Consider the following 23,188-nt stretch of genomic DNA (forward strand, 5'->3'; position numbering starts at 1 on the left):
TATCTTTTTCCATCTCAAATCTCCTTTATTAATTGCAATTTACAAATTATTGGAAATACAATTTCTAATTGCTTATTAAATAGTTTATTAATAGTATCCACTGTCAGGCTTTTTTCATTCATTTATTAGAATGCATTATAAGCAAAAAACAGGTGTCCTTTAATAGGAACACCTGTTTTCTCTTTTATTTCTTTTTATACCTCCATAATGATTGGAAGTATCATTGGCCGACGTTTCGTTTTTTCATATAAGAAGTAATTTAATTGATCACGTATATCTTGTTTAATACTAGACCAATCGAATGCATCCTTTGACATATTTCTTTCAACAATTTCACGGACAAGCTTCGTTGATTCACCCATTAATTGTTCTGATTCTCTTACATAAACAAAGCCGCGCGATATGATTTCTGGACCTGATGCGATGGATTTTTTTACTTTGTTTAATGTAACAACGACAATGAGAATTCCATCTTGAGATAATAGTCTACGATCTCGTAAGACTATGTTGCCGACATCGCCAACACCGATCCCATCAATTAATACATTACCAGAAGGAACTCTTCCACCTATGCTCATTTTCCCATTTTTATATTCAATTACATCCCCTTTACCAGGGATAAAGATGCGATCTTGCGATATGCCTACTTGTGTGGCAAGCTTTCCATGTGCAATTAACATACGGTATTCTCCCTGAACAGGGATAAAGTATCTTGGTTTCATTAAATTCAACATTAATTTCAAATCTTCTTGCATGCCATGCCCAGTAACATGTACTTTATTTGAGCCTGATAATACAGTTGCCCCTGCACGATAAAGCATATCTATCGTTTTCGACATATATAATTCTAAACCTGGAGAAGGACTAGCAGTAATAATTACTGTGTCACCTTTTTCAATATTAACATGCTTATGAGATCGCTTTGCCATTTTTTGCAATACAACAAATGGTTCGCCTTGATTTCCAGTTGCAAGTATAACAATTTTATCGCTTTCATATTGATCGATGTCCTGTACTGGTATAATTAAATCTTCTGATTCAATTTGTAAATATCCAAGTTTTAAAGCAATATCATATATTCTTTCTAAGCTCTTACCAACAACTGCTACCTTTCTGCCATTCTCATGAGCAGCCTTGAACACCTGCTGAATACGTAATAAATTTGAAGCAAAACACGCTAATATAATTCTCCCTTTCGCAGAATGAAAGGCAGTAGACATATGATTAGCAACCACTGTTTCAGATATTGCATAGCCTGGACTTTCCGCTTCAGTACTATCTGATAGTAAACAAAGCACACCCTCGTTTCCGATGTTAGCCATTTTTCCAATTTCAGATTGATAGGGGCCTTGAACACCTTGATCAAACTTAAAATCACCGGTATGAACGATATTTCCTTCAGATGTATGGATACAAACACCAACTGAATCAGGAATACTATGGGTTGTCTTAAAAAAGCTGAGTTCAGCCGAATCAAATTGCAAAACTGTATCAGAATGAATGGTGACAAATTCAATTTGACGCTTAATTTTCACCTCTTTTAACTTTTCTTTAGCTAAAGCAACCGTCAACTTCGTTCCATATACTGGAACGTTTATCTTCATTAAAATATATGGAAGTGCACCAATAGCATCCTCATGTCCATGTGTTAGAAATATTCCCTTAACCCGATCTTTATTATATTCCAAATATGTACTATCAGGGATGACAATATCGATTCCTAACATTTCATTTTCTGGAAACATCAGTCCCGCATCAATTACAAATATGTCTTCGTCTACCTCAATTACATACATATTCTTTCCAATTTCCCCTACTCCTCCAAGGGGTATAATTTTTATCAATTCATTTTTTTTCTTTTCCAAATCTTGTTCCTCCCATGCTGTATTTCCGATCTACATCAGTTATCTTCATTATAATCGAAGATGAATTTATACATCAATCTATTGTAACGTTTATGTCGTAAATATTTTTCCCTGTTTATTTAATAGGGAAGTTTTTATGCCAATTAAAACTGAGTTCGATCCTTCCTGTTGCTAATACCACTATTAAAAATATAGGGGTGCCCCCAAAGCATCTTGCACCACAGTCAATTTCAATATATAGGTTTCAACTTCTAACGATAGCTCCTATAAATTGAAGTCTGGTGTCTAATGCTTACTTTTGGGACACCCTCATCTTAGAAGGTATATATTTTATTAAAGCTGTTTTCGTGTTGATATGAAAAGAATCTATTTTAATTAATGGAAATAAATTGATCTTTCTGTAACAGCTCCATTAAATATATTAACTTATGTAATTCCTTTATATCATTGTTTGAATTCATTAAAGCAATTTGAAGCCAGTTTTTTTCAACTAAATACCGATTTCGATAATGTACTAAATAACCATTTAAATATAAATCTTCTCCAAATGCAAGTGAGGAGAAATTCTCCGGTAATTTTATTGTAATAACACATGGAGAAGAATGTTGTTCATCAACGACAAATGAAAAGTCCTTATTCTTAAAAAGCTCGAATGCTTGCATAAAGAAAGATTTTCTTTCATCTAAATAATCAGGATTAGAAAATTTGTTAAGAGCATTGTTTAAAGCATAAAATAAGTTCGAGTTTTGGGAGAACGGAATCCCCATGCTTTTTTGATAGTACATGATATCAAGATATCTAGGAACAGGGAATAAAGTATTTTCTAATTTATAAAAAAAGACAAAAGATAAACCTGTATAACCTCCGATAGCTTTTCCAGATACACCAGTAGCTAAATATATCGATTCAAAATTTAAAGGAACTGCACCAATAGAACTAATTGCATCAACACATATTTTGATAGAGTATCGTTTTCCTAATTCCTGAATGGCTTCAAAGTCATTAAGCATTCCTGTTGATGTTTCACAATGAACAAACCATAACCAATCATATTTTTTGCTTATTAATTTTTCTTCAATTTCTTTTAATTGGAATGTATTCCCCCACTTATAAGACAGATGATCAAATTGTAGTTGAAATCGCTTTGCATGGTCAACTAATCTCTCACCAAATTCTCCATTAGATAAAATTAAGCCGTTTGTTCCTAATCCGGCTAAGTGGGCAGAAACTGCATCATTACTTAATGTTCCAGTTCCAGTAAGAACGACAACATGATTAGTATTTGTCATTTCTTTTAATTTCTTATATACCGAATCAACAACGGATTTATGCTCCTCTGAACGGTGCCAAATTGGTTGGTAATCGAAAGCGGCTTGTACATTATCATCTATAGTGACTGGACCAGGTAAAAACGATGAAAGATGGGAAATCGCTTTTAAATTTTCACTAGTTAAAAATGTTTCTTTTGTTAAATACATAGGTTGAAACAAAGCATCTCCTTTACCAACCAAATGGGCAAAAGGCGTGAAGCCTAAATGGCGGTATAATTTGCTTTGACGTGTTGTGCCAGAAATAAAAGCGATATCATGTCCTTTTTGTAAACAATAACGAATTAATCCACCAGTTAGTGAGGCAAAAACTCGTCCATTACGATAGTTTTTCTTAACCGCTAACAATCGAACCTCACAAGGTTTGGAAAATGTAATGTCTAAATGCAACTCAATCGTACCTAGTTTTTCATCTAATGAAAAGGGACGAACGTCACGAACGGCCATCATGCCAATTACTTCAGAATTTTCTTTACAAATAATATATTCATTTTCAGAATGAAAACGATCTAAAAGCTTTTTTTTGTCATTCATTTGGTGCTGTGGAATTTCTTCTACAAACGTTTCATAATTTAAATCAAATATTTGGTCAAATTCCTCTTTATCTCTAGCCATTTTAACAATAAAACTCATTTTCATCCCCCACAATTACTTTTTTTCTCTATGTCTCAAAATAATCATGATTGCAATTATGGCAATAATCATGCTTACCCGTATATTGCTTTCAAATAAATATAAAAAAAACGGTACTGTCATAATAGAAATAAGACCAGATTTAGTAAATGACTTAATGAATGGGAATATTATTAAAAACACACCAATAAAACTAAAAGTTGTGTAAGGGGATATATATAACAAGCCTCCAATAAAGGAAGCTACCCCTTTTCCCCCTTTAAATTTATAGATAAACGGAAACATATGACCTATAATTACTAAACCAAAAGCGATTGTTTGTCCAAGTATGTCAAAACCATACAAATCCGTTAACCAACAAACTAAAAATGCTTTTAACATATCTCCGACTAAAACGAGTAAAAATCCTAATTTTCCGAAGGACCTTCCTGCATTTCTTGCTCCTGGATTACCGCTGCCTTCTTGAAAAACATTCTTTTGATAAAAAATTTTTCCAACAATATGGGCGGATAAAATTTGCCCGCAAATATATGCCATAATGTAAATGAAAACCGTTTGCAAAAATATCTTCCTCTACAATATTATATGTACGCTTTTTTCGTAAACTATATTGTTATTAAAAATATGTAAAAAAATCGTCATTAAGATTTTATCAATTTATTCGAAAACTACCTATATGTATCTATATTACCATTATTTTCAGAAATTTGAACAATTCCTAAGAAAAAAGGACTGATTTTTTTTATCAGTCCTAATGGTTTATATACTTCTCACTAAATTTGAAAGTATATTTCGTTCCTCTTCTGTAAGTGGGATTAGCGGAAGTCTAACAGAACCTACATCCATCCCTTTTAATTGTAGTGCCGTTTTAACTGGAACAGGATTCGGTGCTTTAAATAAACCTTTCATAACTGGCAAGAGCTTTTGATGAATTTTAGCTGCTTTTTCAGGACTTCCGTCAAAAAATGCTTGTATCATTTCTTGCATATCATTCCCAATAATATGGGAAGCAACAGATACGATTCCTTGTCCTCCTATAGATAATACCGGCAATGTTATACCGTCATCTCCGCTGTACAATTTAAAATCATCACTCGTTTTAGAAATAATTTCGGTCATTGCATCTAAGTCACCACTTGCTTCTTTAACGGCAACAATATTTGGAATCTCAGCAAGTCTTATGATCGTTTCAGGAAGAATATTTACAACGGAACGACCAGGAATATTATAAACCATTATTGGCAATAAAGTGGATTCTGCAATCATTTTAAAATGTTGAAAAATCCCTTCCTGATTTGGCTTATTATAATAAGGAGCAACAATCATAATTGCATCTACACCGGCACTCTCAGCCTTTTTCGTTAATTCAATAGATGCATATGTGTTGTTGCTGCCGGTACCTGCAATTACAGGAATTCTACCATTTACTATTTTTACAACGTGTTTAAAAAGAGCAACTTTTTCCTCTGTTGTTAAAGTAGGAGATTCACCAGTCGTCCCTGCAACGACGAGTGAATCTGTTCCATTTTCAATTAAATACTCAACCAATTGACTAGTTTTCTGAAAATCAATATTCCCTTTATTATCAAAAGGGGTGACCATTGCGGTTGAAATTCGGCCAAAATGAGTCATATTTTCTCACTCCTTACTTAACACTTGATAATTCTTCCTGAAGGTTAAATGCATCATGTAATGCATTGACTGCTTCAACTAAATCTTCTTCTTTAACTAAAACCCATATGGTTGTATGGCTATCTGCAGACTGAAGTATTCGTATTCCCTTTTCAGACAGTGCAGAGACAATTTTATAGGTAACACCTGGGACACCAGAAATTCCTGCTCCTACTACAGATACCTTTGCACAATCACGTTCAATCATTGGTTCATGTCCAAGTTCCCTTAAAACAAAGACAGCCTTCTCGATTAACTCTTCAGCAACTGTATAAACGACACCTGTTGGCGAAATATTGATAAAGTCAACACTAATATTTTCATTCGCCATTGCTTTAAACACTTCGGATTGCAAGTTATATTGACCGTCTTTAGCTATTACTTTAATTTGTGAAACCTTCGGTAAATAAGCAATACCTGTTACAAGGCGTTCCCTTATTAAATCAGTTCCATTATTTTGGCGATTAACAGATGTTACTAACGTACCTAAATCGTCAGAGTAGGTTGAACGAATTCTAATTGGCACTTTAGCTTGCATTGCGATTTCTACCGCACGAGGATGGATCACTTTAGCTCCTTGATAAGCCATATTGCATACCTCAGTATAAGTAACCACTGGCAAACGTCGTGCATTATGAGCTATTCTCGGATCTGCGGTCATGATCCCTTCTACATCAGTAAAAATATCAATCCATTCGGCATTTAATGCCACTCCTAATGCTGCCGCAGATGTATCGCTTCCACCACGTCCAATTGTAGTCATATCGCCGTTAGGTGCGGCCCCTTGAAATCCAGCAACAACGACAACATCATATAATTTTAGTTCTCGAATTACACGGTCACATTTCATATTGATAATTTTTGCATTGGTATGTTCCGAATTTGTTTTGAAACCTGCTTGCGCACCCGTTAGTGCTGTTGCCTTGATCCCTTTTTCCAATAACATATTCGAAAATACCAAGCTTGAAATGAGCTCACCGCAAGACAACAACGAATCCTGTTCTCTTTTATTCAGTTGAGTATTGGAACCATTTACCATTGATAATAATGTATCTGTTGCATATGGGTCGCCTTTTCTACCCATTGCCGATACTACTACAACAACTTTGTATCCATCATTTAAAGCATGCTCAATATGTTTTAAAGCATATAATCGACTTTCTTCATCTCGTACTGATGTACCACCAAATTTTTGCACAATCAGTTTCATCTTAGCACCTCTTGAAGTTACATAAAAATAATGTATTTATTTTACTAATCCGAGCTTTATTAAACTTTCAGCAATTTGTACTGAATTCCATGCAGCACCCTTTAATAAATTATCCGATACAACCCACATATGAAAGCCTTTTTCATCATCCAAATCTTTGCGTACTCTTCCTACAAAAACATCACTTTTCCCAACAGCAATTGCAGGCATTGGGTATAGCTGCTCTTCTGGATTATCTTGTAGAGTAACTCCTTCAGCATCTTTTAATACTGTACGAATGCCATCTACATTTATACCTTCTTTATCTAGTTCAAAGTACACAGATTCTGAATGACTAGTTTTTATTGGCAATCTTACACAAGTAGCGGCAACTTTTAAGTCAGGCATATGCATGATTTTCTTTGTTTCATTTATCATTTTCATTTCTTCAAATGTATAACCGTTCTCTTCAAATTTATCAATTTGAGGAACAGCATTAAAAGCAATTTGATAATGTTTTTTGTCGCCTTTTACAGGCAATACTTTAGGTTCGAAAGGATTTCCATCAATAATTGATTTAGTTTGATTTTTTAATTCCTCAATGGCTGCAGCTCCTGCTCCAGAAACCGCTTGATATGTGGATACAATCACTTTATGCAGCCCAAAAGCCTTTCGGATTGGTTGTAATGCTACGACCATTTGAATTGTAGAACAATTAGGATTTGCGATAATTCCATTATGAAGCTTTAAATCCTCTTCATTTACTTCTGGTACTACTAGTGGTACTTCAGGATCCATGCGATATGCACTAGTATTATCTATGACAATTGCTCCACGTTTTACGGCTTCAGGAGCAAATAATTTCGAAATATTTCCACCCGCACTAAAAAGGGCAATATCCACACCTTCAAAGCTTTCAGGCTTCGCTTCAAGGACAACAATATCTTCACCTTTATATTTTAATACACTGCCTGCAGATCGTGATGAAGATAAAAGTGTTAGCTTCCGTATAGGAAAGTCTCTTTTTTCTAATGTACGAATCATTTGTTGGCCAACTGCACCAGTTGCACCTACTACAGCAATATGAAAACCTGTTGTTGCCATAAAACATTCCCCTTCCAAATTTACAAATAACCTAGCCAATCATCTATACAATGATAAACTTTATTTTATCATATATATAGCTGTTTCTATACTTTTTTCTATTAAATTAGTAAAAGAGGAGGATGTAACTGGCTCTAAGAAATTCGATGTGAAATAGGATTGGAAGATATCGGACGATTTGCCAATCCCCTCAATCCATGATGACCTTTCTTAACCCATCTACCATTAGTAACAAATTATGCTTTCTTGCTACCTATTCATCTCTAAATCGTTCAACTATGACGGGCTGGAACTGTCTTCCTTCAATGGCTGCTTCCACCGTATCTTGTAAAGCTGACATTCTTGCAACCATTGAATTCGGTTTATTTACAGGATCATCTTGCCCATATGGAATGAAAAATATATTTTTTGTTGCCATTAATCTCATTAAATTAACCCCATTTAATCCGAGTGCATCATTTGTAGAAATTCCTAAAACTACTGGTTTTGAATTTCTCAATGTCGCTTTAGCCGCCATTAATACAGGAGAATCAGTTAGTGCATTAGCCATTTTACTCATCGAGTTTCCGGTGAGAGGTGAAACCACCATACAATCAAGTGGGAGCTTTGGACCTAGCGGCTCCGCATCTACAATTGAATCAATCACTTTTCTACCTGTTACCTCTTCAATTTTGGCAATCCAATCTTCACCTTTTCCAAATCTTGTTTCGGTATTTTTTACAGTAAAGGTTACTACTGGAATTACCTCTGCACCTACCGCTACTAATTTTTTTATTTCTGGGTAAACAGCATCATACGTACAATGAGATCCAGTTAATCCAAAACCAATTCTTTTTCCTTCTAAGCTCATTTTCATTTCTCCTTCCTTTTTAAAACATCATCTTCTAACAACTGTGTAAGAACATTTCCAAGGATTTGACCTGCAGTTTTTGGTGCGACAATTCCTGGCAGGCTTGGCGCCAACAATGCTTTAATTCCCCTCTTCTCTGCATAGCGGAAATCTGTTCCTCCCGGCTTAGATGCTAAATCTATTATTAATGTATGTGGTGGCATTTTTTGTATAATAGCCGCATTTACGATTAAATGTGGTACAGTATTGATACATATATCCAAATCTTTTACTTCAATATCTAAATCGTTTAAATGGAATGGTTTTAAACCCATCTCTGCAATTCTGGCGAGATGCTCTGTTTTCCTAGCCCCTACTTTTACTTTTGCACCTAAATGATGAAAGGCTCTTGCTACACTCATTCCAACTCTTCCTAAACCGAGTACGGCAACATTGGATCCATGTATAGTAAACTCTGTATGCTGTATAGCCATCATGATGGTTCCTTCAACAGTAGGGATTGAATTATAGATAGCTACATCATTACGTTCAAATAATTTCACTAATTTTCGATTGGCTTTTTTCGTTATATTGTCTAAATAAGGATTACTAATGCCTGAATAAATCGTACAGTAGGCAGGAGTTTTTAATATAATATCTTCTGTTAAAATAACTTCCTCGTTTGAAAAAATTGTATCTACCTGTCCTTCGGGATTTGTACCTGTTACAGGTAAAATAATTGCATCAACTTCACTAAAATTAATTTCACTAAGCTTTTCTTTATAAACTCCGGAAAACACATGATCTAATTGTTCAAAACCAATTAAAGACAGTCTTGCGTCTAATTCTGCTAACTTGCGGATTACCTCTAGCTGACGAGCATCTCCTCCAATTACGGCAATCTGCAATCCTGTCAACATCAATATCGTCACCTTCTTTAATGATGATTACGGTTATCACTTTCACATCTTATGTAAGACACGAGGATTAGGTGATTTATCCATAAAATAAAAAAAGATTGGCAAAGAGCCAATCTTAGAGGAAATAGTTTGTATGTGAATTAAAATAGACTTTATTAATAAGGCTGTTTTCGCATAGATTGTTGCTTTTCGTAAATAGCTACAATCCTTATATAAATAGGCTTCGTGCTCTTTTCATCATCCCATACTCATTATGAAAGTAGTAAATAACCGTAAAAATCCTACTAGATATTTACTTCGTAAAATCTCAGCCGATTTTTACTTTGTTGCAGAAAGCAGCAATGTTTCAAAAAAGAGCCATTAATAATTATTTTCAGGTACTTCCAGAATAATCATTTCCGAACCAATTGTACGAATTTGTTGCCAAGGCACTCTGATTTCATTGCTTTGTTTTCTCATCCATTTTCCTGTAGGAATGATCAATGAATGAATTTGTCCAGATTTTTCGTTAAATTCTAAGTCAGTATGACCTAAAACGCCTAATCTTTCTGCTTTTTTAAAATCTACAATTTCCTTGCCGCTTAATTCACTTAACCGCATGAATGAGCCCCCTTTTCTCTTCCTATTAACAATGTACGCTTGTCAGTTATTTTTAGAACGTAGGCTTATAAACATAGAAGATTAGAAAAGTGGCACTGTAAAAAAATAAAATAAAAAAAGTCCCTGGATTCGGGACTAAATTAAATTTTTTGGTAATTTTCCATCTGGACTTACTAAGGCTACTGAAAATTTGGAGGTAAATATTTTCTGGGATAAACGATTAACATTATCAATTGTCACGTTATCAATTTCTTCCACAATATCATCAAGTGAACGATGCTTCCCTAACAACAATTCATTTTTACCGTTTCGACTCATTCTACTATTTGTACTTTCTAGGCTGAGCATTAAATTTCCTTTTAGCTGCTCTTTGCAATTTTGTACCTCTTTACTTGTTACGCCAGTTCTTTTTAAACTGTCCAAAGTCGATTCGACGGTTTCAAATAATTGATTCAATTGTTTCGCACCAGTTCCAGCATATATTGTTACTAAACCCGTATCTTTAAATGACGAATGGTATGAAAAGACGGAGTAGGCAAGACCTCTTTGTTCACGAACTTCTTGAAATAATCTTGAGGACATACTTCCACCTAAAATATTATTTAGAACAATTAAATCATAAATATCGGAATGTCCAATAGGTAAACCTTCGAAACCTAAACACAAATGTGCTTGCTCAGTCTCTTTTTTTCTAACTAAATGACTTTTGTGAAAGGTTGGAATATTTTCGGTTCTTGTTTTATTGCCGCCACTATATGATCCAAATAATGATTCTATTTGTTGAATAAAAGAATCTTTAACATTTCCAGCTACAGAAATAACCACTTGATCTGGTGTATACATATCATGCATATACTGTTTTAATGTTTGTCCTGTAAAAGTCTCTAATGTTTCTTCCTTTCCTAAAATAGGATAGCCTAATGGATGATTTTCATAAATCGCTTTACTTAAAAGATCATGTACAATATCATCAGGTGTATCCTCATACATTTTAATTTCTTCATAAACAACATTTTTTTCTTTAATTAGTTCATCTTCTACAAATGTAGAATTAAAAAACATATCTGCTAGAGTATCAAGTGCAAATTGTGCATGGTTATCCAACACTTTTGCATAATAGCATGTATACTCTTTTGAAGTAAAAGCATTTACTTGTCCACCAATTGAATCAAAAGCTTCAGCAATTTCTCTTGCATTTCTAGTTTTAGTTCCCTTAAAAAACATATGTTCTAAAAAGTGGGATATCCCATTAATTTCTATCCCTTCATTTCTTGAACCTGTTCCAATCCATATTCCTATTGCAACTGAGCGAACAGTTGGGATTTCTTCGTGTACGATTCTTAGTCCGTTTTGACATGTATATTTCTTAATCAATGTTTATCCTCCTAAGCTAGGTGTATTTGCACCTTTAAGCTATTTCGGGTACTTCTTATTCAGTATCTTTATCTTTTCCTAAATTTATTTTTCCATCATTCACTTTAATAATCCGTTCTTCATCCATTAACTTTGATACCGTTCCAATTCTAAGCTGTTTTCGTTTTATTTCCATAATGAGTGTTTTTAATGCTTTTGAAGTTGATTCAGTTGGATGCATAAGAATTAATGCCCCAGGATGTACTTTTGGTATTACCCGATTTATGATCGTTTCCGGAGTTGGATTTTGCCAATCAATTGTATCAACACTCCACATAATAGTACGAAGATTCATCGAATGAGCGATATCCACAACTTCATCACGGTAACCGCCGCTAGGTGGCGCAAATAAATAAACCTGTTTACCTGTCGTAGCCTTTATCACTTGATTTGTATTGATTAATTGTTCACGTACACGCTCTGATGAAAGAGTTTTCATATCAGGATGAGTATATGAATGATTTCCTACTTCATGGCCAGAATCAACAATCATTCTTGCTAATTCAGGATTTTCTTTCACCCACCTGCCTTCAAGAAAAAATGTTGCATGAATATTATTCTCTTTTAATGTTTTTAATATTGAAGGCAAGTATTCATTTCCCCAAGCAACATTAATAAGAAAACTAACCATTGGTTTATCAGGATTTCCACGATATAAGGGTGAAGGAGGCAAATCTTTTAAATGTATTTTCGGTGGTATTTGTTCAAATACTAATTTATTTTCATCAAAGTTCTTATCTTTTTTCATATTATTGTATGAAGCCTTTATATCCACCTTTACACCATTATAGCCCGGAATTGCTTTCCAAACCCTATCAATTTTAGCATCCTGAGGTTTAATCGAATACTTTTCTGCCGCTTGTACAATTTGATTATATAAAACGTTTTGTCCTGCGGCTATGTAACCAGAATCTGCTTTTAATTGAGAAAGATATCTTTCAGTTAATGGATTATTAACGATTAACAATGTAAGGATAGCAATCAAACTTAATCCAATCAAGTTTTTTATTTTATTCACACTCGTATCCTCCCTCTTCTAAAAAATATGAATCAGAAGGACAGGGTAGAACAATAATATCTATTTTCTATCTGGAGAGAATTTAAAAAAGCCAGGTAATTTCCTGACTTTACTCTGGGCTTTTTACCCTTTGGAATATTGTTATTTAAAATAATGTAAAACGAGCCTTACTCTTGGTTTTCTTTTTGTTCTTTTAAAACAGCTTTCCGAGAAAGATTCACACGACCCTGATTATCAATTTCAAGAACTTTTACGAGAATTTCATCACCGATTTTCAAAACATCCTCTACCTTGCGAACTCGTTCCTCAGCAATCTCTGAAATATGAACTAGTCCATCTTTTCCACTGAAAATTTCAACAAAAGCACCAAATTTTTCAATGCGTTTGACTTTTCCAAGGTAAATTTGTCCAACTTCAACTTCTCGGACGATGTCTTCAATAATCTTTTTCGCTTTTTTATTCATTTCTTCATCTGTCGCTGAAATAAAGATGGTTCCGTCTTGTTCGATGTCAATTTTTACGCCTGTTTCTTCAATAATTTTATTAATTTGTTTTCCACTAGGTCCTATTACATCCCTAATTTTATCAGGATTAATAGTCATAGTAAGAATTTTTGGTGCATACGTTGATAACTCGCTACGAGGCTGAGAAATAGTAGCCATCATAGACTCTAATATTTGCATGCGTCCTTGCTTAGCTTGTTGTAATGCTTCTTCCAAAATTTGTCTGGATAATCCTTCGATTTTAATATCCATTTGAAGAGCAGTAACACCTTTAGAAGTTCCTGCAACCTTGAAGTCCATATCACCTAAATGATCTTCCATTCCCTGAATATCTGTCAAAATGGAATAATGTTCACCTGATTTCACAAGCCCCATTGCAATTCCAGCGACAGGAGCCTTAATTGGAACACCTGCATCCATCATTGCTAATGTACTTGCACAAATACTTGCTTGAGATGTAGAACCATTAGATTCAAGTACCTCAGAAACCAAACGAATCGTATAAGGAAATTGTTGTTCACTTGGAATTATCGGTTCAAGTGCCCTCTCTCCTAATGCTCCATGGCCAATTTCTCTGCGACCAGGTCCTCTCATTGGGCCAGTTTCCCCAACACTGAATTGTGGGAAATTATAATGATGCATGAAACGCTTAGATTCTTCGATTCCTAGTCCATCCAAAATTTGAACATCACCTAAAGCACCTAATGTACAAATACTTAAAGCTTGAGTTTGCCCACGTGTAAATAGACCCGATCCGTGAGTTCTTGACAGGATACTAACTTCAGATGATAAAGGTCTAATCTCATCGATCTTCCGACCATCAGGACGAATTTTGTCTTCTGTAATTAAACGGCGAACCTCACCTTTAACTAATTTATTTAAAATTTCTTTTACTTGCTTTAATGTAGCTTCTTCCAGCACTTCACGCCCTTCAAAAGTCTCAATAACTTGGGCTTTCACTGCTTGGATCGCATCTTCTCTCGCATGTTTTTCTTGAACTTGTATGGCTTTAATTAAATCTTCTTCACACATAGCGCGAACTTCTGATTCCAATGATTCATCAATTTCGTATAAAGTTACTTCCATTTTTTCTTTTCCGACTTTTGATACAATCTCTTCTTGGAACGCGATTAGTCTTTTAATTTCATCATGACCAAACATGATTGCTTCGAGCATGATTTCTTCTGGTACTTCATTGGCACCAGCTTCCACCATGTTAATCGCATCCTTCGTTCCAGCTACAGTTAAATGCATATCGCTTTTTTCCATTTGAGAAACTGTAGGATTAATAATAAATTCACCATCGATCCTTCCAACAATTACTCCAGCAATCGGTCCTTCAAATGGAATATTTGATACAGATAATGAAAGTGATGAACCAAACATTGCTGCCATTTCTGATGGGCAGTCTTGATCTACACTCATTACAATACTTACTACTTGAACTTCATTCCGAAAACCATCTGCAAATAGTGGTCTTATTGGACGGTCGATTAATCGGCTGGCCAATATCGCTTTCTCACTTGGACGACCTTCCCTTTTGATAAATCCTCCAGGTATTTTTCCTACAGCATACAAACGCTCTTCGTAGTTAACGGTTAAAGGAAAGAAATCTACTGATTTTGGTTCCTTAGATGCTGTTGCAGTACTTAAAACAGCTGTATCTCCATAGCGCACAAGAACTGAACCATTCGCTTGTTTAGCAAGTTGACCTATTTCAACAGTAAGTTCACGTCCAGCCCAATCAATGGAAAAAACTTGTTTCTTTTGTTCCATATAAAAACTCCTTTCGTCTAATGTATCCATTTTTCATTCATAAAAAAATGCTTAAATTAAAATTTTTCATCGATATTGACTAAAAATAATTATTATTTTTATGTTTTCACTTAATATGTATTGTAAACAAAAAAGATGTACTATTATCCGTAACTTTTTGCCTGAAATGACTGTTATTTCAGAAAAACTATAGATATTCTTTTAATGCTAACAAAAAAGCGGGAAAAATCCCGCTTCTTTTGTTAAATGACAGCTTTAAATTAACGACGTAAGCCAAGTTTGTTGATTAACTCACGGTAACGTTGAACATCTTTATTACGTAGATAAGTTAGTAGGTTACGACGTTTACCAACCATTTTCATAAGACCACGACGAGAATGATGATCTTTTTTATGTGTACGTAAATGTTCATTCAAATTATTAATATCCTCTGTAAGGATTGCAATTTGAACTTCTGGAGATCCAGTATCGCTTTCATGAACTTTAAATTGATTAATAATTTCATTTTTGCGTTCTTGTGTCATTGCCATCCTTTTCACCTCCTAAAAAATAGATAATCCCCTGTTACTGAGCAAGCGTCGGTGACTCGACTTGCCAAGCAAAGGTTCATTACACTGTAATAGAATACTACTTTTTGCTAAAAAAAACAAGTCTACTCCACAATATTTTCAAAGTAATTGATTGTTTCCTCTGTATCCTTTGCGATTTGTTGCTTTAATTGGTCAATACCATCAAACTTCTTTTCATCCCTAATTCTTAAATGCCACTCAATCGAAACTTCTTCACCGTAAATGGAATCATCAAAATTTATTATATGTACTTCAATCGTTAAGGAATAGTCTTCTTTCATTTTAAATGTTGGTTTAAACCCAACATTACAAACCCCGTTAAACCATGTTCCATTTACCTTTATTTTTACTGCATATACACCTGGTTTCGGAATGATATAATCGCTATTTAACTTAATATTTGCAGTTGGAAAACCAATTTGTCTTCCTCTTTTTTCACCGTGAATAACGATGCCCTTTGTTCGATAATATCGACCTAGAACACGACGAACTTCTTTCATGTCTCCATTATTTAATAACTGTCGTGTCAACGTTGAGCTCACTTTTTCTTCTCCTTCTTCCCTATTAATTGCAAGTTTTTCTACAGTGGAACATGTAAATTTGCCTTTTGAATATATAGGTAATGTTTCCATCGTACCTTTACCAAATTTACCAAATGTAAAGTCAAAGCCTGCTACAACATGATGGACATTTAATCCAATAAGATATTGATCGACATATTCTTCAGGCGAAAGATTAGCAAAGCTTGATGTAAATCTAACAACAAATAAATAATCAATTCCCATTGCTTCAACAAGATTTTTCTTTTCCTCTAATGGAGTGATTAATTCAATTTGTTTATGGTTTTGACTTAGAACAACAGAAGGATGCGGGTCAAAAGTCATAACTGCACTTTTCCATTTTTTTTGATCGGCAATTTGCCGAGCAGAGCTTATTACTTTCTGGTGTCCTAAATGAATACCATCAAAATAACCTAGGGCAATGACTAAAGGAGGAAATTCCTCACTTTTAAAAGTATGGGGATGATGTATTGTGATTACCTTCAATTATCTCACCTATTTCTTCCTGTTATCCAAACTGTTTTCACAAAAATAGTTGCTATTAATTGCTGAGCACTTTAACAGGTTTAATTAAATGGGGTTTTTCCGGGTGAATTTTGTAAATAGCTATCACTTGATTTTGATAGATGAAAGCAACCTCTTGATTGCCGTAAATCCATGTATCGTCCTTCGGTAAAACTGCACCATTAAACACTTTCTCTGCTAATGTATCATTAATCATTAGTTTCGGCAAATAAAAAAGTCCTCTTTCAATAGGCAAAATTTTATGCTCTAAAGTTCCTTCTTCCATGCTATTTTCAATATCCGAAAATGTTAAACAATCATCTTTTGTAAAAGATCCCGAGGAAATTCGCGTCAAAAATGACATATGTGCGGGATAACCTAATTTCTCACCAATAGTTACAGCTAAGGTTCTTATATATGTTCCTTTGCTGCACTTTACACGAAAACGAAATGAAATTGTTTTACCTGTAAAGATTGTTCTATCATCAAGTAATTCAATATCATAAATATTTACAGCTCTTGTTGGGCGTTCTACTTCAATTCCCTTTCTCGCATACTCATATAATCGCTTCCCATTAACTTTTACTGCTGAGTACATTGGAGGTGTTTGCTGAATTTCACCTTTAAGTGAATTTAATGTTTCTATTATTTGGTTACGATCAATCGGTTTCTGTATAGTTTTTTCGTCTATGACTTCACCGCTGGCATCCTCTGTTGCTGTTGAGTAGCCGATGGTAACTTCACCAACATACTCTTTTCCTGCATTCGTAATATATTCAGCTACTTTAGTTGCTTTTCCTAAGCATATAGGCAGGACACCTGTCACATCAGGATCAAGTGTTCCAGTATGTCCTACTTTTTTCATTTTCAATATCTTTCTTATTTTAAAAACACAATCATGTGAAGTCATACCTTGTGGTTTCCAAAGAGGAAGAATACCATCCATTTTATTACTCCTTTTTAGGCTATTTTCGTAAAGATTGTTGCTTTTCGTATATAGCTCCAATACTTAATTAAATAGATTTCGTGCTCTTTTCTTCATCCAACACTTTTTATATAAGTGCAAAAACAACCTTAAAAATCCTACTGCCGATTTTTACTTTATTACAAATAGCAACTAAGTTATAGAAAAGAGCTTTATAAAACTTTAAAAAATGGATAGACGAAGTTGTCTATCCATTCTGAACTTAATTATCTGTGTTGATTTCTTTTATTAATGTTTCAATTCGATTTCCGTAATCAATAGATTCATCTATTGCAAAGGAAAGCTCCGGTGTTTTTCGCAAACGAATTCTTTGACCTACTTCAGAACGAATAAACCCTTTCGCCTTTTCCAGAGCATTCAATGTTCCTTCTTTTTGTTTATCATCGCCAAGAACAGTAATATAAACTGTTGCTTGTTGAAGATCTCCTGTTACTTGTACATCTGTGACAGTAACAAAGCCAATACGTGGATCTTTTATTTTACGGCCGATTATTTCACTAAGCTCTTTCTTCATTTGTTCACCGACACGATTTGCACGCAGGCTCATGAATAACACCTCTCATTACAACCATTCAAAAATGGTTTCTAATCTTTCCCATTCAGGAAAGGAATCTAAAAATTTTAGAGTATTTTCCAATTCTCTTTCTGCAGCATGCTGTGATGAAGCTACTGTGACAACTGCAAGCTTTGTCCGTTGCCACATATCTTGATGTCCAATCTCAGCTACAGAAACATTATATTTTTGCTTTAAACGAGTCATTGATCTTTGCAGGACAGCTCTCTTATCTTTAAGCGATCTTGCTTCAAAAATGCGGAATTCACATTCCACATAGCCAATCATGCACGCTCGACTTCTTCCATTATAAACGCTTCAATGATATCTCCTTCTTTTAAATCATTGTAGTTTTTAATGGTAATTCCACATTCATAGCCTTGGCTTACTTCTTTTGCATCATCTTTATATCGTTTTAATGTATCAATTTCGCCTTCAAAAATCACAACACTATTACGAATAATACGAATTCCGCTATCGCGTGTAATTTTCCCATCAGTAACATAACTACCTGCTATTGTACCGACTTTTGATACTTTAAACGTTTGACGTACTTCTACTTGGCCGATAATTTTTTCATAGAATTCAGGATCAAGCATACCCTTCATTGCAGACTCAATCTCTTCTATAACTTTATAAATAATACGGTGTAATCGAATATCTACATTCTCAGCTTCAGCCGCACGTTTAGCATTTACATCAGGGCGAACATTAAAACCGATTACGATAGCATTCGATGCAGCTGCAAGTGAGATGTCAGATTCATTAATACCACCTACAGCAGTATGAATGATTTTTACATTTACACCTTCAACATCAATCTTTTGTAAAGAAGCTGCTAATGCTTCAACTGATCCTTGAACGTCTGCTTTAATGATAATATTGATGTCCTTCATTTCGCCTTGCTTCATTTGCTCAAATAAGGTATCAAGACTAACACGGGCAGTTTCGTTTCTTTGTGCTAGTACAGCTTGCTGTGCTCGTACTTCCCCTACTTGTCGAGCAGTTTTTTCATCATTAAATACGACAAATCGATCTCCAGCTTGTGGAACATCATTTAATCCTGTAATTTCTACCGGTGTTGAAGGACCTGCTTCCTTCACCCGACGACCTAGGTCATTCACCATTGCACGTACACGACCAAAGGTATAACCCACAACTATTGGATCACCAACTCGTAAAGTACCGTTTTGAACTAATAAAGTAGCGACAGATCCGCGTCCTTTGTCAAGTTGTGCTTCAATAACCGTACCGATTGCATTTCTATTAGGGTTTGCTTTGTATTCTTCAACTTCACCTACTAGAAGAATCATTTCAAGTAAATTGTCGATTCCTTCACCAGTTTTAGCTGAAATCGGAACAAAAATGGTATCGCCGCCCCAATCTTCAGGAACAAGACCATGCTCAGTTAATTCTTGCATTACACGATCAGGGTTTGCAGTCGGCTTATCCATTTTATTTACAGCAACAATAATTGGAACATTCGCAGCCTTCGCATGATTAATCGCTTCAATTGTTTGAGGCATTACACCATCATCTGCTGCAACAACTAAAATCGTAATATCAGTTATTTGTGCACCACGTGCACGCATAGTTGTAAATGCGGCATGTCCTGGTGTATCTAAGAAAGTGATTTTTTTGCCGTTCACTTCTACCTGATAAGCACCAATATGTTGAGTAATTCCACCCGCTTCACCAGCTGTTACTTTAGTATTACGAATAGAGTCCAATGTTGTTGTTTTACCATGGTCAACATGCCCCATAATCGTTACAACAGAAGGACGTTCATTTAGATTTTCTTCCGTATCTTCAGTAAAATAAACCTCAAGATCAGTTGTATCAATTTGAATCTCTTCTTCAACTTCAACACCATAGTCACTGCAAATTAATTCAATTGAATCCTTGTCAAGTTCATTATTTATAGTCGTGACGACACCAAGCATAAATAGCTTTTTAATTAGTTCAGATGGTTCACGGTGAAGCTTTTTCGCAAGCTCTGCAACAGTTAATGAACCGCTAAAAGTAATTTTACTTGGAAGTTCTTTTTTCTTCGGTGGTTGAGTTGGTTGCTGCGACTTTTGTTTATTTCTATTATTATTTTTATTATTTTTTTGTTTTCCTCTTTGGTTTGAACCTTTATTTTCTTTTATAGCTTCATTTTTACTATTGTTCTTTTCATTATGTTTTGGTTTTTGTTTAGGTTGTATAGTTTCTTTCACGAGGCTCTCTTCAACTTCCATTTCTTTTTGTTTATTTTTATTCTGCTGTTTATTTTGATGTTGGCCATGTGACCCGCCACCACTTTTGGAATTGGAATTCGTTTGCTTATTATTTTGATTAAACAACTTATCCAATTTATTTATAGCATCCCCATCAATTGTAGACATATGATTTGCTACTTCAACATTCATTTCTTTTAGTTTTGAAATGATATCTTTGCTAGATACATTTTGCTTTTTTGCGTATTCGTAGATACGAATTTTACTCATATGTTCACCCCCAACAATGATTTTAGCAGAGCAATATTTCTAATTTCTTTGCAAAGCCTAAATCCATGATTGCCACAACAACTCTCGATTCTTTTCCAATGGCAGTTCCGAGTAGTTCTCTATTACTTATCCATTTAATTGGAACTTGATAGAACTGACACTTATCTTGTATTTTTTTTGCTGTATTTTCAGATGCATCTTTAGACAGCAATACAAGCTTGGCACGGCCATTTTTAATTTCCTTCACTACAAGTTCTTCACCGGATATTACTTTCCTTGCTCGATTTGCTAGTCCGAGGAGTGATAATGCCTTAGATTCAGTCATAAAACTAAAGATTCTCCCTTTCAACTAAATGGAGCAGCTCATCGTAAATGGAATCTTCTATTGTTGCTTCTAAATGATTCGCTAAAATATTCTTTTTCTTAGCAAGCAGAATCGCTTCCTTATCTTTGGATAAATAAGCTCCTCTTCCCGATTTTTTTCCGTTCGGATCAATTGATACTTCACCGTCTTTTGAACGTACGATTCGGATCATTTCTTTTTTAGGTTTCATTTCACCTGTAGCAACGCATTTTCTTAAAGGTATCTTTCTTTGAGTAGCCATTTCAGATCACCCCTATTCGAAATCATCTTCGAAAGCATCGTCTTGGTCCTCGTCAAGGAATAAAGACGAATTTTCACGTGGATAAATTCCTATTTCACGAGCTTCTGATTCACTCTTAATATCAATTTTCCAGCCTGTTAGCTTTGCCGCTAATCTAGCATTTTGTCCACGCTTACCAATTGCTAGGGAAAGTTGATAATCAGGAACGATGACTGTAGTCGCCTTCTCTTCTTCATCAACCATCACTTCCAAAACCTTAGAAGGGCTTAATGCATTAGCCACAAATGTAACAGGGTTATCTGACCATTCGACAATATCGATTTTTTCACCTTTTAGCTCATTTACGATTGCTTGAACTCTCGATCCTTTTGGACCGACACAAGCACCTACTGGATCTACATCTGGCATATCAGTATAAACAGATATTTTCGAGCGATCACCAGCTTCCCTTGCAACAGAACGAATTTCGACTGTTCCATCGTATATTTCAGGAACTTCGATTTCAAATAAACGTTTTAATAGACCAGGATGTGTACGAGATACAAAAATTTGCGGGCCTTTAGTTGTTTTTTCAACCTTTGTGATATACACTTTTATACGATCATGTGGGCGGTAAGTCTCATTTGGCATTTGTTCACTTTGCGCAAGTAATGCCTCAATTTTCCCAAGATTAACGTAAATAAAGCGTGGATCCTGTCTTTGGACAATACCAGTCATAATATCATCTTCACGATCAATAAACTCAGTGTAGATAATACCTCTTTCAGCCTCACGAACTCGTTGTGTTACTACTTGTTTTGCAGTTTGTGCAGCAATACGTCCAAAATCTTTTGGAGTAACTTCAATTTCTACTACATCGCCAACCTCATAGGCAGGATTAATTTTTGTTGCATCTTCTATTGAAATTTCAAGACGAGAATCAAATACTTCATCGACAACATCTTTTCTAGCAAATACTCTCATTGTTCCGTTTTCTAAGTTTAAATCAGTTCGAACATTTTGAGCTTGATTAAAATTTCTACGATAAGCAGAAACTAGTGCTGCTTCAATTGCTTCTATGATTACATCTCGAGAAATCCCTTTCTCTTTTTCTAAAATATTTAGAGCATCTAATAATTCTGTGCTCATAAAAACGTCATCCCCCTCAGATATAAATGAAAACTTTTTGAGTTTAAGATTAGGTTCTAACCATTTCGTTAGAACGGGATAAGTATGTTAATAAAATTAACATTTTAATTAAAATAAAATAGCGAGCCGGGCTTTTGCCACTTTTTCAAAAGGAATTTCGACCTCTTTTACTCTTGTTTTGATTTTGATTTCAAGTTTTAATGTTTCACCATTAAATTCAAGAAGTCTGCCTTCAAATTGTTTCTCTCCATCAATTTGCTCATAGGTTTTTATGTTGACATTTTTCCCTACGGCCTTTACAAAATCTTTTTCCTTTTTAAGTGGGCGTTCAGCTCCAGGAGAGGATACTTCAAGGAAGTAGTTATTAGGGATAGGATCAAGTTCATCCAATTTCTCCCCAAGACGTTCACTTACAATTCCACATTCTTCAATATCAATCCCATCTTCTTTATCAATAAATATGCGAAGGAACCAATTTTTTCCTTCCTTAACATATTCAATTTCTACAAGTTCTAGGTCCATATCTTGAATGATTGGTGTAACGAGTTCCTCTACAACGTCCGTAACTTTGCTCATAATAATCCTCCTGAATAACAAAGGTAAGTTGCATTAGTTAAAAGATAAATTTAAGCATCATAGAAGCAAAAATTGGACTTAAAAAACGAAAATGATTGATGCAACAAATTCCAAAAAAGATGTGTAACAAACACGAAAGAGTGGGTAAGCCCCACTCTTTCCAAGAGTTATCAGTAGTATTTCCAATAAAAATATACCATAACCGATAAAAATATGCAAATTATTAGAAAAGCGAAGGCGACTGGTCTGCCCCGACAGGCAAATGTTCTTCAACCAATGAAGTCCGCTCTTTGACTTCATTGGTCGAAGGATATTTGACCCCGAGGGGCTAGGAGCCGCAGCTGGACATCACGAAAAGCGAAGGCGACTG

General features: G+C 34.8%; 22 protein-coding genes. All 22 read right to left on the reverse strand.

Translation table 11 applies throughout. The features are described 5' to 3' along the window. Positions 1 to 194: 194 nt before the first annotated feature. Positions 195 to 1,865, reverse strand: coding sequence for a ribonuclease J (locus ACQKP0_RS05630; protein WP_427404835.1), 1,671 nt, complete (start codon positions 1,863 to 1,865; stop codon positions 195 to 197). A 371-nt stretch (positions 1,866 to 2,236) separates the two neighbouring features. Beyond that, positions 2,237 to 3,826 (reverse strand): aminotransferase class V-fold PLP-dependent enzyme, encoded by a 1,590-nt coding sequence (locus ACQKP0_RS05635; RefSeq protein ID WP_427404836.1) that lies wholly within the window; start codon positions 3,824 to 3,826, stop codon positions 2,237 to 2,239. 15 nt (positions 3,827 to 3,841) lie between these two features. Then, positions 3,842 to 4,363, reverse strand: coding sequence for a glycerol-3-phosphate acyltransferase (locus ACQKP0_RS05640; protein ID WP_427404837.1), 522 nt, complete (start codon positions 4,361 to 4,363; stop codon positions 3,842 to 3,844). A 222-nt stretch (positions 4,364 to 4,585) separates the two neighbouring features. Beyond that, positions 4,586 to 5,458: a 4-hydroxy-tetrahydrodipicolinate synthase gene (gene dapA, locus ACQKP0_RS05645; protein ID WP_427404838.1), complete on the reverse strand. Its 873-nt coding sequence runs from the start codon at positions 5,456 to 5,458 to the stop codon at positions 4,586 to 4,588. Positions 5,459 to 5,471: 13 nt separating this feature from the next. After that, positions 5,472 to 6,707, reverse strand: a complete 1,236-nt coding sequence (gene dapG, locus ACQKP0_RS05650) for an aspartate kinase (RefSeq protein ID WP_427404839.1) — start codon at positions 6,705 to 6,707, stop codon at positions 5,472 to 5,474. Between the two features lie 36 nt (positions 6,708 to 6,743). Then, positions 6,744 to 7,790 (reverse strand): aspartate-semialdehyde dehydrogenase, encoded by a 1,047-nt coding sequence (gene asd, locus ACQKP0_RS05655; RefSeq protein WP_427404840.1) that lies wholly within the window; start codon positions 7,788 to 7,790, stop codon positions 6,744 to 6,746. Positions 7,791 to 8,043: 253 nt separating this feature from the next. Then, positions 8,044 to 8,640, reverse strand: a complete 597-nt coding sequence (gene dpaB, locus ACQKP0_RS05660; RefSeq protein ID WP_427404841.1) for a dipicolinate synthase subunit B — start codon at positions 8,638 to 8,640, stop codon at positions 8,044 to 8,046. A 2-nt stretch (positions 8,641 to 8,642) separates the two neighbouring features. Continuing rightward, a complete protein-coding gene (gene dpaA / locus ACQKP0_RS05665; protein ID WP_427405021.1) occupies positions 8,643 to 9,539 on the reverse strand; it encodes a dipicolinic acid synthetase subunit A in 897 nt (298 codons plus the stop codon). Between the two features lie 360 nt (positions 9,540 to 9,899). Next, entirely contained in the window at positions 9,900 to 10,139 is a 240-nt protein-coding gene (locus ACQKP0_RS05670) for a YlmC/YmxH family sporulation protein (protein WP_427404842.1), read from the reverse strand. Positions 10,140 to 10,274: 135 nt separating this feature from the next. After that, on the reverse strand, positions 10,275 to 11,513 hold the full coding sequence (locus ACQKP0_RS05675; RefSeq protein WP_427404843.1) for a M16 family metallopeptidase: 1,239 nt from the start codon (positions 11,511 to 11,513) through the stop codon (positions 10,275 to 10,277). Between the two features lie 55 nt (positions 11,514 to 11,568). Then, positions 11,569 to 12,561 carry a polysaccharide deacetylase family protein gene (locus ACQKP0_RS05680; protein WP_427405022.1) on the reverse strand — a complete coding sequence of 331 codons (993 nt, stop codon included), beginning with the start codon at positions 12,559 to 12,561 and terminating at the stop codon, positions 11,569 to 11,571. A 176-nt stretch (positions 12,562 to 12,737) separates the two neighbouring features. Further along, positions 12,738 to 14,849 carry a polyribonucleotide nucleotidyltransferase gene (pnp, locus tag ACQKP0_RS05685; protein WP_427404844.1) on the reverse strand — a complete coding sequence of 704 codons (2,112 nt, stop codon included), beginning with the start codon at positions 14,847 to 14,849 and terminating at the stop codon, positions 12,738 to 12,740. A gap of 260 nt (positions 14,850 to 15,109) precedes the next feature. Next, positions 15,110 to 15,379 carry a 30S ribosomal protein S15 gene (rpsO, locus tag ACQKP0_RS05690; RefSeq protein WP_427405023.1) on the reverse strand — a complete coding sequence of 90 codons (270 nt, stop codon included), beginning with the start codon at positions 15,377 to 15,379 and terminating at the stop codon, positions 15,110 to 15,112. A 122-nt stretch (positions 15,380 to 15,501) separates the two neighbouring features. Continuing rightward, a complete protein-coding gene (gene ribF / locus ACQKP0_RS05695) occupies positions 15,502 to 16,464 on the reverse strand; it encodes a bifunctional riboflavin kinase/FAD synthetase (protein WP_427404845.1) in 963 nt (320 codons plus the stop codon). 55 nt (positions 16,465 to 16,519) lie between these two features. Next, positions 16,520 to 17,428, reverse strand: coding sequence for a tRNA pseudouridine(55) synthase TruB (gene truB / locus ACQKP0_RS05700; protein WP_427404846.1), 909 nt, complete (start codon positions 17,426 to 17,428; stop codon positions 16,520 to 16,522). Between the two features lie 241 nt (positions 17,429 to 17,669). Continuing rightward, positions 17,670 to 18,014, reverse strand: a complete 345-nt coding sequence (gene rbfA, locus ACQKP0_RS05705; RefSeq protein ID WP_427404847.1) for a 30S ribosome-binding factor RbfA — start codon at positions 18,012 to 18,014, stop codon at positions 17,670 to 17,672. 15 nt (positions 18,015 to 18,029) lie between these two features. After that, a complete protein-coding gene (locus tag ACQKP0_RS05710) occupies positions 18,030 to 18,308 on the reverse strand; it encodes a DUF503 domain-containing protein (RefSeq protein ID WP_427404848.1) in 279 nt (92 codons plus the stop codon). Continuing rightward, positions 18,305 to 20,509: a translation initiation factor IF-2 gene (gene infB / locus ACQKP0_RS05715; RefSeq protein WP_427404849.1), complete on the reverse strand. Its 2,205-nt coding sequence runs from the start codon at positions 20,507 to 20,509 to the stop codon at positions 18,305 to 18,307. The genes ACQKP0_RS05710 and infB overlap by 4 nt, the downstream gene beginning before the upstream one ends. Positions 20,510 to 20,531: 22 nt before the next feature. Then, positions 20,532 to 20,834 (reverse strand): YlxQ family RNA-binding protein, encoded by a 303-nt coding sequence (locus ACQKP0_RS05720; protein ID WP_427404850.1) that lies wholly within the window; start codon positions 20,832 to 20,834, stop codon positions 20,532 to 20,534. Positions 20,835 to 20,838: 4 nt separating this feature from the next. Continuing rightward, positions 20,839 to 21,114 carry an RNase P modulator RnpM gene (rnpM, locus tag ACQKP0_RS05725; protein WP_427404851.1) on the reverse strand — a complete coding sequence of 92 codons (276 nt, stop codon included), beginning with the start codon at positions 21,112 to 21,114 and terminating at the stop codon, positions 20,839 to 20,841. Between the two features lie 12 nt (positions 21,115 to 21,126). Continuing rightward, positions 21,127 to 22,242 (reverse strand): transcription termination factor NusA, encoded by a 1,116-nt coding sequence (nusA, locus tag ACQKP0_RS05730; RefSeq protein WP_427404852.1) that lies wholly within the window; start codon positions 22,240 to 22,242, stop codon positions 21,127 to 21,129. Positions 22,243 to 22,350: 108 nt separating this feature from the next. Then, positions 22,351 to 22,818, reverse strand: coding sequence for a ribosome maturation factor RimP (rimP, locus tag ACQKP0_RS05735; RefSeq protein WP_427404853.1), 468 nt, complete (start codon positions 22,816 to 22,818; stop codon positions 22,351 to 22,353). Positions 22,819 to 23,188: the final 370 nt, after the last annotated feature.

This window comes from Heyndrickxia sp. NPDC080065, from assembly GCF_050281185.1.
In the GTDB taxonomy this organism is placed as follows: Bacteria; Bacillota; Bacilli; order Bacillales; family Bacillaceae_C; genus Heyndrickxia.